Source organism: Sulfurisphaera javensis (assembly GCF_041154675.1).
GTDB classification, from domain to species: Archaea; Thermoproteota; Thermoprotei_A; order Sulfolobales; family Sulfolobaceae; genus Sulfurisphaera; species Sulfurisphaera javensis.
In genome coordinates this window covers 2395097-2410120 of record NZ_AP031322.1, presented here as the reverse complement: position 1 = coordinate 2410120, position 15024 = coordinate 2395097, and the positions used below count along the sequence as shown (strand labels likewise).

Annotated in this window: 14 protein-coding genes and 1 pseudogene; 8 read left to right on the top strand and 7 right to left on the bottom strand. The window is 31.7% G+C overall.

Annotated elements, in window-relative coordinates:
* Positions 1-40: 40 nt before the first annotated feature.
* The 3 genes from cas5a to ACAM25_RS13295 are packed head-to-tail and all read right to left on the bottom strand — an operon-like array spanning position 41 to position 2186.
* The gene (gene cas5a / locus ACAM25_RS13305) at positions 41-766 is read right to left on the bottom strand and encodes a type I-A CRISPR-associated protein Cas5a (RefSeq protein WP_369610181.1); all 726 of its coding nucleotides are present in this window, start codon (positions 764-766) and stop codon (positions 41-43) included.
* Positions 741-1781: a type I-A CRISPR-associated protein Cas7/Csa2 gene (cas7a, locus tag ACAM25_RS13300; protein WP_369610180.1), complete on the bottom strand. Its 1041-nt coding sequence runs from the start codon at positions 1779-1781 to the stop codon at positions 741-743. Before cas7a ends, cas5a begins: the two co-directional genes overlap by 26 nt.
* Before the next feature lie 12 nt (positions 1782-1793).
* A complete protein-coding gene (locus ACAM25_RS13295; RefSeq protein ID WP_369610179.1) occupies positions 1794-2186 on the bottom strand; it encodes a hypothetical protein in 393 nt (130 codons plus the stop codon).
* Between the two features lie 201 nt (positions 2187-2387).
* On the opposite strand from ACAM25_RS13295, the gene ACAM25_RS13290 reads away from it, so the two are divergent.
* Positions 2388-2525, top strand: a complete 138-nt coding sequence (locus tag ACAM25_RS13290) for a hypothetical protein (protein WP_369610178.1) — start codon at positions 2388-2390, stop codon at positions 2523-2525.
* A 42-nt stretch (positions 2526-2567) separates the two neighbouring features.
* Here the strand turns inward: ACAM25_RS13290 and ACAM25_RS13285 are convergent, their stop codons facing one another.
* Both ACAM25_RS13285 and ACAM25_RS13280 read right to left on the bottom strand, forming a co-directional pair.
* Positions 2568-2873 carry a hypothetical protein gene (locus tag ACAM25_RS13285; protein WP_369610177.1) on the bottom strand — a complete coding sequence of 102 codons (306 nt, stop codon included), beginning with the start codon at positions 2871-2873 and terminating at the stop codon, positions 2568-2570.
* On the bottom strand, positions 2867-3424 hold the full coding sequence (locus ACAM25_RS13280) for a hypothetical protein (protein WP_369610176.1): 558 nt from the start codon (positions 3422-3424) through the stop codon (positions 2867-2869). Before ACAM25_RS13280 ends, ACAM25_RS13285 begins: the two co-directional genes overlap by 7 nt.
* A 543-nt stretch (positions 3425-3967) precedes the next feature.
* On the opposite strand from ACAM25_RS13280, the gene ACAM25_RS13275 reads away from it, so the two are divergent.
* From ACAM25_RS13275 to ACAM25_RS13255, 5 genes are all read left to right on the top strand, one after another.
* Positions 3968-4267 carry a hypothetical protein gene (locus ACAM25_RS13275; protein ID WP_369610175.1) on the top strand — a complete coding sequence of 100 codons (300 nt, stop codon included), beginning with the start codon at positions 3968-3970 and terminating at the stop codon, positions 4265-4267.
* A gap of 142 nt (positions 4268-4409) precedes the next feature.
* Positions 4410-6476: a CRISPR-associated protein gene (locus tag ACAM25_RS13270; protein ID WP_369610174.1), complete on the top strand. Its 2067-nt coding sequence runs from the start codon at positions 4410-4412 to the stop codon at positions 6474-6476.
* Positions 6469-7500, top strand: coding sequence for a type I-D CRISPR-associated protein Cas7/Csc2 (gene cas7d, locus ACAM25_RS13265; RefSeq protein WP_369610173.1), 1032 nt, complete (start codon positions 6469-6471; stop codon positions 7498-7500). The genes ACAM25_RS13270 and cas7d overlap by 8 nt, the downstream gene beginning before the upstream one ends.
* Before the next feature lie 13 nt (positions 7501-7513).
* Positions 7514-8287, top strand: coding sequence for a type I-D CRISPR-associated protein Csc1 (locus ACAM25_RS13260; protein ID WP_369610172.1), 774 nt, complete (start codon positions 7514-7516; stop codon positions 8285-8287).
* Positions 8288-8336: 49 nt separating this feature from the next.
* Positions 8337-10229, top strand: a complete 1893-nt coding sequence (locus ACAM25_RS13255) for a DEAD/DEAH box helicase (RefSeq protein ID WP_369610171.1) — start codon at positions 8337-8339, stop codon at positions 10227-10229.
* A gap of 325 nt (positions 10230-10554) precedes the next feature.
* On the opposite strand, the gene cas6 is transcribed toward ACAM25_RS13255, so the two are convergent.
* Both cas6 and ACAM25_RS13245 read right to left on the bottom strand, forming a co-directional pair.
* Complete coding sequence (cas6, locus tag ACAM25_RS13250) at positions 10555-11430, bottom strand: CRISPR system precrRNA processing endoribonuclease RAMP protein Cas6 (protein WP_369610170.1); 876 nt, start codon at positions 11428-11430, stop codon at positions 10555-10557.
* Positions 11431-11527: 97 nt separating this feature from the next.
* Positions 11528-11812 (bottom strand): annotated as a pseudogene (locus ACAM25_RS13245) (CRISPR-associated transcriptional regulator Csa3); the annotation flags it as partial.
* A 747-nt stretch (positions 11813-12559) separates the two neighbouring features.
* Between ACAM25_RS13245 and cmr1 the strand changes: the two are divergent.
* Together cmr1 and ACAM25_RS13235 are read left to right on the top strand one after the other, a co-directional pair.
* A complete protein-coding gene (cmr1, locus tag ACAM25_RS13240) occupies positions 12560-14080 on the top strand; it encodes a type III-B CRISPR module RAMP protein Cmr1 (RefSeq protein ID WP_369610169.1) in 1521 nt (506 codons plus the stop codon).
* Between the two features lie 294 nt (positions 14081-14374).
* Complete coding sequence (locus tag ACAM25_RS13235) at positions 14375-15013, top strand: type III-B CRISPR system CMR subunit Cmr7 (RefSeq protein WP_369610168.1); 639 nt, start codon at positions 14375-14377, stop codon at positions 15011-15013.
* The last annotated feature ends 11 nt before the right edge of the window (positions 15014-15024 follow it).

Here is a 15024-nt window from a genome sequence, read left to right as displayed (position 1 = left end):
ACAAACGTTCTTATTACATCTTTTATACTAGTAATGGAAATTACCAGTCACCTCCTTTAGGAATTCTCACACTTTTTCCACACAAGACATTACCTTTCTTAACTTGAATAGGAGAGTAAACTAAAGAGTAATCAACTATTTTATAAGGAATTGCAAAGAGACTTTTATTTCCATTCTCATCAAGCCCTAATAACAACGTATTTTCAGTAAAATTAAATTCTCCTTTTACCATAACGTTTACATTATTATAGGTACATTCAGTTAATTCTTCTTCTCTTACATCGATAACAGAAACTAAAGACTCGGAGTCGCCGAGTCTATCGATAAGCCTTAACGCTTTCTTTACAACATCTATTTCCTTGTCATTCTTTACTGTGAATACAAAATCTCTTTCTGGAGTAAATACGTACTCTCTTACCATTGCATCAGTGGATTTACTAATCTCATCAATTTTTTCTGGTAAGTTATAATTATTGCCTTCCCGCTCTAAAGTTCTAAATCTTTTCAAAATGACAGGAAACTTTGATGAGATTATTGTTCTTCTACTCTCGTTTACAAACTCCCTTGCTTTAAGAATATAGTTAGAATAAGCTTTACTACATTCATCTCCTTTACATTCTCCTAGTAAAGATAAAGCGTATCCAAAAGCTCCGACTAACGTTGAGGGAAAAATGACAGGATATGAGACAGCCACTTGATAAGATTCAATATGTTTTAAGGAGAAAAACGGAAATTTTATTTTACTTATTATTGCTACCGATGGCATAATTTATCAACTCTTCGAAGAATTTATCTATGGAAGTTTCATTAGTTATAACTAATTTCCCTGATGTTCCTTGTTTTCCTTCTTCTTTACTTTTTTGTTCTTGGCAATTCGAATTATAACATAGAATATAAACAGTTTCATTGTAAGTCTTAGCATATAAGTTTAGTAAGCTGATAGATGAAGTTACATAGTCTTCATAGCTACCATGAATTAAGTTAGGAAGAGGCTTTGTAGATATAGCTGCAATCAGTTCTAAAGGTTTCAATATACCTAAACTTCTAGCTTGTTTTGATCCAACACCAGTTAATAGATAAGAAACAGCCATTATTGAAGCTTTAATTCTCCTCTTTCTCTCTTCTTCTTCATCTATCTTTTCTTTCTTTAAATATTCTTTAATAGCTTCAACATCATCAGTATACATTGGTTTCATAACATAATTCATATTCATCGAAATATTAAATCCAAACTCTGGTCCTGAAGACTCTTCTTGCTTAAATACCATCATTTGGGTTTGGTTAGAACCTCTAGTCAGAGGGTCAACTCTATTATGAGTGATAGCAAAACGACTTGTATATTCTAAAATATCTGGATTAAACACAGGAGATGCAAAAGAAACTTTTACTAAGCTATCTCTTTTAATTTGCTTAGTTGTCAATAGGAAACCGTGGATATCATTACATACGTCCAAAATAGCTTCAGCTTCGTTTTCTGCTTCTTTATTCTTTAGGTTATCTGATAATTTAGTATCAACCTTATACCCTCTTAATCCAATTCCTCTTTCACAAATTTCATTTAATAGCTTTCCATTTAATGATACATATGCTTGAGCTAAGTAAACTGCATGCCAGTGTTTTAAAGCATTACCTGTAAGAACTGGAACCTCATATTGCTTATAACCACCCCCTATATTAACGACAACTCTTGCAGAAGCCACTGTATTGTAATTTCCTAAGTTTTCAGATCCAGTTAAAACACTTATTTGTGATGTAAACCTACCAGATATCCTTATGTACATGAAAACCACCTCTCACCTATTTAATATTTCCTTAATATAATCTGATATGTAATCTGGAGCTATGGATAAAGAAGTGAAAATTTTCACATAAGTTAAAAAATCCTTATTTTTACTACAATTTTCATAGAATGATGATAAGTTAGAATTCCATTCTAATAATCTATGTAATGCTTTATTTATTTTATCATCTTTTTGTAAGTTCTCATTACTAGCTATATCAGCTATATCATTATAAACTTTAGTTACTAAACGAGATAGCTTATTGAAACCATCCAAGACTTTATTTATATCAGTAGCTCTACTCATTTCATCAATAATATCATAAGATTGCTCTAGCTGAACTACAATAGTACTAGCTAGCGCTAGTACTTGTGCATATTTTAAGCATACATCTTCTTTAGACACATAAAATAAGTATTGAATTGCAAATATAAATTTTTCCTTCAATAAATAGTATCTGTCTATTAATCTTGTCACTTTTCGAGAAACTTACTGTAATAACACTTTACAAGAGATAAGACTTCAATTACTCGTGAAGATTAAGTTATATGTTTTTATCAAGTTCATGTCATTTCTTGTTTTTTACTTAGATTTTGTGATGTTATTGTGGCTTTAGCAATAACTAATAATATAAAACTACTTGTTAAAAAGAAAAGATTAATTAAGCTAGAACTTTATTTAATGATTATTGATATCTTAACCTTAGCTACATACTTAAATGATAAAATTGCAAAGCTGAACTAAAAATTTAACACTTCATTCTATTAACTTTCGTGTAACGTAAATTTAATTACTTTTTTCCTTTCTTGTCGAATCCTCTTTTTTCACCTCTATTATCGCATAGCCAAATCCAGCAGCTCTTCCAGTACCAACACCCATAATCTGCGCGTGTGTAAAGATCTTTACAAAATCCTCTAAAGCTTCTTCCCTCACTTTCTTCTTCCTAATAAACTTTGCATAACCTATTACTCCGGGTAACCATTTGCCGTTATAATAATACCAAATCCTCTTTACGTTTACTAAATTATCGTGGGACTCATAAAATGCATAACCAAGCTTTACAATAGTCTTCCTATACTTCTCTCTTAACAACTCATAAACGTTAACTGAGAAAATGAAGGGTGGAATTGGAGTAAACCTTTTGACCTTTTCCGTTTTAATCCAGCTATTCTTGAGAAAGGATCATTGAATACTGAGGGAGAAATGAACTTGACAACTAGATAGTCATAGTATTTGGGAAAGTCAACTGGAAATTGCTCATAACCAGTTGCTGAAACATTAACCTCAAATTCTCCATACTTGAAAGTTAAGCCAGTGAAAAGCTTAGAAAGTGCTAACATAAATTGTTGGTTTAAATCACTCCTTATTCCAACAAGGAAATAATATTCTCCACGAATATCAATGTTTATTTTCCCTTCAGGTTTTTTGAATGATTTTGGATATATTGCTTCTGTTGGAAAAGTGTCATCACCCCTTAAAAGTGGTGTTATTCTAATTGGTTTTGGAGTAGGGTAAGAGGGGTTTTCAAAGACTTCTTGAAATGATGGGTTAGCGTTAATTAACAAGGCTTTAACAAATTTCCCAGTATAATCGGCAGTAACAAAATCAGAAACCTTAATCTTTACCTTGTGAAGTGTGTACACAAAAAAAGAAAAATGCAGAGGAATATTATAAGTTTACTCTTTTTTCACACTAAAACCTTGAGAGAGCATATTAATTTCTCTATGCATGTCTTCAAGTAGAATATCTGTTTTCACACATTAAGTGAAATTTATTTAATGTGTAAGGGGTTCAATTAAAAATTGTTATTTTCTAGTTAACTTAAACCGTCTCGATTGTATTTTTTGAATTTCTTTTTAGGAAAAGTTAACATAAAGAATAAAGAAAGAAAGCTGAAATCCTACTTTATTTTCATGTAATACATCATTATATTATTATAATACGCAGAAAAACTCCTCAAGAATAAAATAAAAATTCCTCTTAAATTATGTAAAAGAAGAGTAAGAAAAATAGAAAATCTACAAAAACTTTTACACCAAAATTTTCCCTTTTCATTTTTTCACGTTTACGTAAAAATAGCTAAGTAAGAAAACAAATTATGAGAAAGAATTACGACCTTAAATTTATGTGTTAATACTGTAAATGACTGAATAAAGTTTATAATTTTGTATATGAATAGAGAATTAATGGCTGAAAATTATTACGATGAGCTAATTCAGCTAGTCAAAAAATCCTTTGAATTGCTTAGATTTTCAGAGGCAATAAAAGAGGCTAAGGAAAAATCTCCTCAATCCTTCATCTTCCACTCAGTTTCAGTAGGCACACTTTCCTTGACAATACTTGATGAAATTAGCAAGGTTGACAATAAGGGAATTCAAATACTTGAGAAAAAATATGGGATAAATTACAAAAGCCTTGCATACTTTGGAGGGTTTTTCCACGACTGGATGAAATTATATAGCCAAAAAGAAGTAAGGAGAATATAAAATACCGGAAGAGGCTAAAAATAAGGCAAAGGAAATTGCAAAGAAGACTGGATTACCAAACTCAGATAAATTTATTGATGTTATAGCAAACTTTGCTGAAGGACCTTTAACTGCTAATGAAGATTACCCTTTGTGGATTTCAGTGAAAATTGCTGACATGCTAATGATAAGTACAATTCATGGTGTAAATGACGTAATGTATTTTGCAGAGAAAATGAACTATAAGGAGGCTATAAAAGGGTTAAACTCTTATGGTCTAAAACTTTCTTACTTACAATCCTCACCAAGACTTTTCACCCTTTTAGCTTCTGAAGATATAATAAATCAATTAAATGGTAGACCATTAATTTCTTACCACGACGGAATAGTTTACCTAACAAGGAAGGAAAGTGACAAAATTAAGCTTAGCGAAATTTACAAGATTCTTTCAAAGAGGCTAATTGGCGGGAGTGAAGATGTAGAACCATTTGTAAATACTATTGAAAAGTGTATAAAGACAAAGGAAAAGGACTGGAGAGAGTTAAATCTAAGTAAATTTGATATACTTTACAAGGAAGGAAAGCCTAAACAATTAAATGCCTTTCTTCCAACAAAGAGTTGTAATTATTTTGAAGACGTAGTATCCTTACTTGATAATGAAGGAAAATTGAAAGTAGCCAAAACAATAGTTGAAAGGTATAAGGATGATTTACCTCATGCTGTAATAACATACTTTTTAGAGAAATTTAGTAAAAACCCAGATAACAAGGATTACATTAAGGACGAATTAGGAATAAAAGAGAAGTTCCCGCATTACTTGAAGGACATGGATACCGAAAAAGTACTAGAGGGAATAATTAAGGCTTTGGAAAAGAAGTACTCTGGAGAGTCAAAAGGAGATTTGACTTTAATGGCCTTCGTCAAGAAGTCATTTAACGGTGACGTTGTTAACGATTTACCAGAGATAAAGGATAAACCAAAGAATTATTGTATAGTTTGTGGAATGCCAATTTACGGAGAGGTAACAAGTTTTAAGCAGTACAGTACTCAGTTAAAAGGTAAGACAGAGATATGGATACCAAGAGAGACTGGGCTTGAGGAAATAGATAAAGTTTCTAAACTGTGGACAATTTGTCCAGTTTGCAATTATGAGGCTAGTATGATGAAAGAAACTTTTGTCTCTCCTTACCTTATAGTTTCCTTCTATCCCGGTATTGCAGTTGACCTTTTAAAAATTTTAACGTATAGAGTAAGTCAAGATAAGATTGTGTTTGCTGATGTAATTAAGGATGAAGTGTTCAAAAAGATTTATGAAGAGGCTGGAGGAGGTTTAAATGAGAGAGATAGAACAGTTCTCCCAGATTATTTAGGTTCTAAAATAGTAATTTCTGCTAATAATTTAGGAATTTCAGGAAGATATACTAGGCTTACAAAGGAAGTACTCAACGACATTTTACCATCAGTTCCTTCAATATCAATTTCTTTCTTAGCCTCTCCAGTCTTCATAACATCTAACATTTACGATTTCCCACTTTCCTCAAGGCATATTGAGATTTCATCCGAATATAATTACACTTGGTTAAAAGGACTTGAAAATGAGAAAGTGTTATTATTAGCTTTAGCTTTTAGAGCTAAGTATTTTGCCTTGAAGAAGGCAGTTAAAGATGTTAACAAGAGAGAGAACTACTTAATGTCGATGGTTAATGAAATGGACGAGTTCACAATGGTTGATCCATCTTTATCAGTTATTGCACTTGGTATTGCAATAAATGAGGAATCAAGTTTTTTTAATTCACTTCTCCCCTATTCATATTTTTTAAACAAAGTGTTTGGTAAGGTGAGTAAAATGGGTGAAACCTTTTCCAAATCCCTTTATTCAATGGCAAAAACATTAGATGAAATAATAAAAGATAAGAAAGATGTAAGTAAACACGATATTGTAGGTTTCTTCAGAGATGGCATAGACATGTTCTTTAAGACATCTTCTGTAGTATTAGATAAAGATGATAGGGTAGCAATAGCTGCAAATACAGCATTAAACTCCTTACAAAATAAGTATACTTTAGATGATAAGCACGCTGGGATAATGTTTTCCAATTTAAGGGATGTTTTTTCTTTACTTTATGATATAGAAGAAAGAAGTGATAGGTCTTTAGCTATATCAATCTCCACAGCCTTAGTAAATTGGTTATATCTATTATTCAACTCTCTAGGTGAGGAAAATGAGTGAATATATAAAACAAATTTTCGGAATAGAATATGAAAAGGTAAAAGAATTTTTTTCAGATCTATCAAAAGTAGATAAAACAAACGTAGTCCCAAGAGGAAGAGTAATAAATGTGTATTTAGTTGTAAGAGCTGAGAACGAACTGCTAATTAGACATGAAGGTGGAGAAGACGTAACATTAGCTACAATAGGAAAAGAGAAATATCCAATTATACTTTATGATAAGTTACAATCAGCGTGGAGGAGGAAAGAACTTGAGTTATTACGCCATGACTATGATCATCATAAGGCTGAAATAAACAAAGTAAGAGGAAAAGACGATGAATGGTCTTGTACATTAAGACCAACGGCAGCTGTTAAGAAAGAAGAAGAAAGAATGGGTGGACAGTGTGGAGAATGCCCAGATTGTATGACATTTGGCTATGCTGTAAGGGAAGGAGGAAAATATAATGTAAAAAGCAGAATTGAGGGTGACTTGTTAATTGCTACATTACCTGAGTCAAGAAGCGTTGTAGTTAGAACTTTCAACGCTGTAGATGATATAACTAAAACTACATTAATTGAAGGAGAAGAGGGTGGTAGAACTGGAGCATTATTTAGACTATCCTTAGTAAAGGAAGGAACAATATTTGTAGGAAAAGTTGTTATGAAAGATGTTGGTGTGAATGATTTTCTACTAAAACTAGCATCATTAATTGCTGTTACAAAAATCGGTGGAAAGGTTACGCATTTAGGGAATATTAAAATACACATACCAGCAATAATGTTTACAACGTTTGAAATATCCTCAAGTTATGATATGTTCACAAAAGTGAAAGGAAAAGAAAACGTTGATGAAGTAATAAGCGAAATTAATTCTTACCTTGATAAGATAAAGAAAGGAGTATTAGTAACTAATAGTAACTTTGCTGACAAAATTAGGGATGCATTATTTGATCAAAATGGGGAAGTAAAGCACAACGTAGTTGAAAATGCTTGGAAAGAAGGATTAAACTTCAAGAAATCAATAGAGGAATTCATACATTAAATGAGTGAGAGAAATGATATACAAGGTAAAGTTAACCATTGAAGGTGTTTTAATTTTTTCATCAGAAGTTAGGCCTATGGTAGCTGGAGGTACAGCTATGGGATCTTACATTACCCCTTTACCTTACATTCACAATTACCCCTTAATTTATGGAATTCTTGGAAAATCTGCTGAAGCTTACTTTATTTTTCCCTCACTTCATCAAGCTGATTACCTTGATAGAAAAGGTAAGTTACCGTTAAAATATACTTCTGTAAGTGAGGTATTAGAAAAAGCAAAGCAAGGAAAAGGATTTTACATTTACCCAGCATTCCCAACTAAGATTGTAACATCATCTTTCTTACTATCAGCCGAATCCTGGAGCTATGGTCTCTTAACGAGAATGCCAACAAAGAATGTATTCCCTAGAATTACAAGTTATACTGCATTTATGCCAGAAAGCGAATTTATTACTTATATGGTTAGTGAAAAAGGTTTTGAAATTCCAGAGTGGATAAGAATTGGAAAGAAAAGATGGGGAATTATGAAAGTTAAAGCTGAGCCAGTAAAGGTTACTGGATGGGAGAAAAAAGAAGAATGCGTAACTTCAATACCAGTAAATGTTAAAGATGCACAGCAATTTGGTTACACTGTGGAAAACTTCTCTAAAATACTTGAAACTTCCTCTATGGAGGAGGGTATAATTGGTTGGGCTACACTGAAGGAATGTTACAATGTTAAAGGAAAAGTTGCTGGAGAAACTGTAAACCTTGAATTGCCAATACCAAATGAAAACTTTATTGAATAACTGGATTAGCTATGGTTAAACTTGCATGTACACAACAAGGTAAGTAGTCGTGACAACCATAACTCAAGAATATCACATTAATCCAATTTATTTACCTCTTGGAGATATGGAAATTAACGGGATAAGGTTAAGAAAATTCCAAGAAGAATTGTACTTAGCATTGGAAAAAAACAACAAGATATGCTTACAAGCTCCAACTGGCTCTGGAAAAACTTTCTCAATCTTTGCTTTATTTTTACACGCAATGGAGTTAAGAAGGCCAGTTGTTGGAATTTATCCTTCTAGAGAATTAGTTAAGGATCAAGCAAAGTCCATAATTTCAACTTTGAAAAGGATGGGATTAAACGTTAAAGAAGAAAAAGAAAACGCTTATACGATTTTTAACGGAAAAATTATAGCTAAATCTAATGGACAAGTAATTAGGGAAGAGGAAGGTGATATTTACGTTGTAATACTTACAAGCGAAAGTAAAAATGACGCATATGAAATTCTATCGAATTACAATCCAACACAATATTTAATAATGTTAACAGTACCAGAATATCCTTACATGTACATTTCTCATCTAGGAAAAATGCCCAGCATGAGCACGGTAATTGAAGCAGTTATAAAAGGGGTAAAACCGGAGATTCCAAAAGATGTGGTAAGGGATTTATTTACTCAATTTGCAAAGTTCTTTAACGGATACTTTTTCATAGACGAATATCACTTATACACTGGGCTAAGCAGATCTTCCCTCAAACTCTTAATTAAAATGATTGATGATTATAATGCAAATAATCTTCCGGCAAAGTATGTCTTCTCATCAGCCACTCCAGTAAATCTTCCTTGTGAAAAGACAATTACTGCAACTACAAGCAATGAGGGAGACTTAATTAGAAAAGAGACAAAACTTGTTTTCCACTTTACAACTACAAACCCACAAGAGGAGATTGTTAATAACGTTGAAAGTTTGATAGACAGTGATAGAAAGACATCAATAATTGTTGATAGAGTTTATTACATAGCAGAAATATGTGAGAAAATTGAGGCCTCAGTAGTTTGGGGACTTGATAAAACTTATGGTAAGTGTAAGAAAAGTGAAGACATAAGAAAGGAAAAAGTGTTAGTTGGAAATCACGCAATCTCTTTTGGTGTAGATATACCAGACCTTGATTATGGAATTATTCACGCACATGATGCTGAAACAGCAATACAAAGGATTGGAAGATTTGGAAGACATGGAAATGGAATAGCTGAAATCCACATTTATCTTAAGGCTGGAAACATTGGAAAATTGTTAAAAGAGAATGAACTAGACTTAGAGAAGTATCTTAATTTGATAAACAACCTTTATAAGAAAAGAATTGATGATGGACTTGATAGCATAGAGTTTGCTAATGTTAGAGAAGAAGTAATGATTAAATCTTACGAAACGTTAAAGAAGATTGCAAACAGTGAAAATGTGACATTAGGAAAAATGAATGTTAATTTGCCTCAACTTATTCAAGCTGAAGATTACTTCAAACTCTTTGCCTTTAGACCAGGGGGAATAGAAGGAAAATGGTGTAATGGTGGAAAAGATGATTTCTTCACAATGATAAGGAACTTTGAGTATGATTATGAGAAGCACTGCTTTAAAGATACTCCATTAAAACAAAACCCAGAGGTAATACTTGCTTCTGGAACGTTAAAGAAATATCTTGGAAAAATAGTTAGGGCTTCTGAATTTTTCCATCACACTGAGGCTAAAATTGTAATAAATAAAAATGTGAAAATAGAAATGAGTGAAATGAAAGAGCTTAGTGATGCCTTTGTAATTCCATTAAACAGTGGGAGGTGGAGTAAATTTAACACGGAGATGGCTAGACTTGTAGCAACTTATGCTTCAGCCTTAGTAGCATGTGAGGGAGATAACAAATTTACATGTGATAAGGCTGATGCTTTACTACTATTCATTTAAACAAATCTTTACTTCTTATCTACAAAGATAATAAACCTTGAATTTAGGTCGTATAATTGAAATCATTCCATTGTATTTTCATTGGAAAAAGGCTATACTACCAATTTAGAACACATTAATTTAGTAATCTCGTCACTAAAGAATTGACACTAACACAAAAAGTATTTCTTAATTTCGTTACAGATAGGAGGAGTATTGTTATAAACATGATAAAAAAAGGTTAATACTCTCTAATCTAGGAAATATTGTAAATACGAATAGTGAGACAGAACACGGAGAAATAGAAAATTCGATTTTTTTCCCTCTATTTCACACGTAGTAACTGTTAGTTTTTCTTTACTTTATCTCTTTCTACAAATTCTACTTTTATCTCTCCAAAACCTACTCCTCTACTTTTGCCTATACCTAAATATGATGATACATATAAGTATTTTGCAACTGCTTTCTTCAACTTCTCATCTAATATATCAAACTCAATCCAGCCTATAGACCCTCTGGTTTTTCTTAATCTATCTTTATTATCCTTTCCCACCAAAACAGTTATTGGCTTTAAATTATATCCTACAACTCTTGAAAGAGCATTAGTTAATACTCCTAACTTAAATGCCTTTGATTCATTCTCTATGGAATTACTTTTACCTAGTAAAGAATAATATGTTCTATAAGCATAGGAAGCTAATAATCCTACAGACGGTAGAACACTATAGCCAACGTTAATTTTGTATTTTTCCCTTAAGGAAGGAGGTAACAAAACTTTTGATGAGAGTAAAGTTGGAGTCAACATAGTTACCCTTATGTTTTTATTAATGTTCCTTTCAACTATTTCAGTAATTTTACTTATATCAATCATCTCTACCTTATCTAAAAAGACCCAAAAGTCTCCATATGGAGTCTTATATTCCCCTTCCTTTATCTCTTCATGAAATTTCTCGTAGAACTTAAATGAAACAGAAGTTAAAAGAGGAGTTTTAGATTTTAAAATTAAAGATTTATCATCGTTACTATTGAATATCTTTCTAGAACTAAGCTCTAAAAAAGAAATAAACAATGGCTTATTTTTATCACGTGAGTTAACTAAAGAGGCTAATGATGGAAAAATAAAGTTAGAAAGAATAAGATACTTCATTATCTTTGATGAAGGAACTGGAGAGATTGTATCATGAGTTGGTATTATCTTGAACGTAGCTTTAACTAAAAGCATTACATAATAATATCGTAATAGGGATAATAAGCATTGTTCAAACTAATTGCTCTAAATTACTAAAGAAAGTTTAGCTTCAGATCTATTAAAAAGGAGAATTAGTCATCCTCATCCCTATTGACAAATCAGTGATTATTGGTTCTGGTAAATGATCTGGGAGAAAGTTGAAAAAATCAGACAAAGTAATTTCATAAATAGTAGGCTCTGGATAATGTAACTTTAAAGCTTCCACCCTTAAGTTATCTAATGCATCTCTAGTTCCTCCAGCAATTGGCGAAGGAACAACAATAATTAGCTTATCTTCTTTTTGTGCAGAAGTTTGATTAAGTAAACGTAAAAAGTAAGTTTCGTTAAAACCCAGAGTAACGAAATAAGATTTCATAGCTATATATCGGTATTATTTATTTTTTCGTCTAATTAAAGAAGTACAATCTTAATCTTCTTCCTGGATTTGTCATTGTTTCCCTTTCTCCTTGTTAGGTGGGGAGGTAGGGTGTTAACCTAAATTAATTACCTCTATAGAGAAAGCGTAAATTTCCCGACTTTTCCCGAAAAAAGAACTATTTTGTTTAAAAAAGAAAAGGAAAGGAAATAGTAAACAACAAGACTTAAATACAAGAAAAGAGAAAATTAGAATAGATATGAGGTATAAAAACCTTCAGTTAATCCATTGTGGAATTGAAAGCTAAAGTTGAAATTATAGGTTGTACTCATTCAGACCACCTCACTTGCTAATCCATTGTGGAATTGAAAGATATACCCAATTTTACTCCATGGATATGGAGTGTTAACGTTTGCTAATCCACTATGGAATTGAAAGCATATTAACATCCTTTATATCTCCGTATGTTCTAGAAAAATTATAAAATCTATAGCCGAGTATCATCTTGTTAAACAGAGACTACGAAAATTCAATATATTTTAAAGCTATATCAATCTCTTTTTTATTAACCAGACTTAGATTACTCTTCTGCCTTCATAAATAATATACATTAGCAAATCTCTTTCATTATAACCTCAAACTTAAAAGAATTTTTAAAATACTAACCATGATAATAACAGATGTTTTCTCAGCCTCTGTTATAAATGAGGTTAAAAATTTATTAACTATATAGACAATTCTTAAACTATGGATGAAGTTGCTACATTTACGCTGAGGATTTACTTTCCAGTTTATGGTGGTTTTGATGGTACCCCTATTAACTTAGACTTAGGAGTTGCTGAACCACCTCGGCCTACAGAGTTTAAGTATTTATGGAGATGGTGGTATAGAGTAATGTTAAAAGATTCTGCTAATAATGCAGATTACACTCAGCTAAATAAGGAAGTTGGAGAAATTTTAGGCAATGAAGGAAAAGCATCTAACTACGTTATAAGAGTTGAGGAATTCGAAGTACCGAATAACGTGAACTCTCTGATGCAAGAAGTTAACAACGTTGTCAATTTCTTTGTTAAGTTTTCTGAAGAACTTTACCAACCTGCTAAAAGACTCAGAATTAGATCAAGACGTGGGAGTATAAATCTGATTTCATTCCTAGAGGGTGACTATCGTAGGATCATCTCACATAGGAGAATTATAAACCGGATAAATGAATTTATGAGGAGAGAAGATGTTAAACCTCTTTGGGAGAGTGTTGAAAATCTTTCCCGTAAAATTAAATTAGCAGAAAATACGAGATTGCGTCTAATTCTCCTTACCAGAGAGGACGAAGCAGACGAGATAATTACAATTAATAATGGCAAACTTTGTTTCCCTCTTCTTAATGAAGAGAATAGAGAAGCCTTTAGGAGATACGTAAAAAGGTTACTTTCTCAGTTATTTTATATTGACGAGAATAATAACAATATAAGGATTAAGCTAAAGGTTTACGCTAGAAACAAGTGCGAAGAAAAGGACTTAATTCCTTTAATAGTTGGCATGGTATTTGACGGAATAGGGGCTAACTCGTCAAGGGGATTTGGAAGCATAGTAATTGAGGAGATTGAAAGTAATTGTATTAGCCAAGAGTTAATAGATATTGTTGAGACCATATTTACAGCTACTTCAAAAGCAAACTTAGAAAAGGGAATAAACGTCTTGCTATCGTGTATTTCCAAAAAATATTCACAATACTTTGCATTACCAGATATGCAAACTGTTGAACCAACTAAAGTCCCTTCTTTTCAAAGCTTTGGTTATGAAGCTATTCAATGCAGAGGAAGAGGTATAAATTGCCTTGAAAAGATTTGGAAAGCTGTTTTAAAATCTGAATGGAAGAAACTTATACGGTACTCAGACACGAATTGTTATGACAATAAGGAAAAAATTAGATGTTGGGGAGGAAATCTTCATACTGAAGTTTTAGGTTTACCTAGATCCCAAAGAAATCTAGGTTATTTACCGAATTATCGTAGAAGATCTTACATAGGATTTAAACTCATTGGCAATATAGTTCTTATCCATTGGTTTTACTCATTAGACTTTCCGTTAGATCTTCAATGGCTTGGCGAATATGATAAAAGACTAGTTAAAAATCTAGCTATGTTGGAGCCTGGACAAGTTTCATACTGTCACCACATTTGTGAAGAAAGAATGTCAATGAACGAGGCCGAATATATTAAAAATGGAGTAAATAATGCATTAGAAGAATTTTACAAAGTTAGTGGATAATTGGATAAAAGTTTTTCACATTATAAGATAGTTTGGCAACATATACGCTGAAATCCCACAATGATCTATAGTTTCTTAAAAATTATTTATCTTTATTTTCAAATTATAGACAATAGGAATAAACTCGAACTTTTTAGCTTTATGCAAAAACGATTATTCAGTTACTTAACTTATGAAAACTGTTAAATCAAAATTTGATGATTGGAAATAGTTGAATATTCATTAAAAGAAGACAGCTAGAGCGATTATATAATAAGAGAAATCTTTATAACCTTATAAAGATAGTATTAATCTATGGCAGAAAACAATCCACAAAACACGCACATATTCATACCAATAGCAAATTTTAATTATACTTTTAATGCTACTACTCTTGAACTTAAAATTGAAGATAACAATTATAAACTTGAAATAAAATTAGAGAATGAAAACGAGAATGAAAAATTATCAGATAAAGCTATTACAAAAATTTATTCAGATAATGAAGGAGGTAGAAAAAAGGTAGTTATAAAAAATATACTTGTTTTGGTGGGATATGCAATAAATGATAATACCTTGGTATTTACTGCAGACCCATGTGACTTTGTGAAAGGAATTATAATATATGCGAAACCTACTACTTACCATAACTCCTTAACGCGAGTGACACTTAACCTTAATAATGTAGATACTATCAAAAAGAAATTATACTTGCTTAATCTAGATTTACACAATATAAATATAAATGATAATAATTTGAACATCTTCGCTAGGTTTAACACTAAATTAAAACCTTACTCTAAGGTGGAGAAAGCGAATATTAATCGTGATAATGCTTTAGTGAATTTTATTAAGAATTATTACGGAATTACTAATGATGTCAGTAACGATGTAATAGCAGAAGCAATCAAAGATAACTTCAAGTATACTGTTTTACAAGATCAACAAACGTAAACGTGATCTGA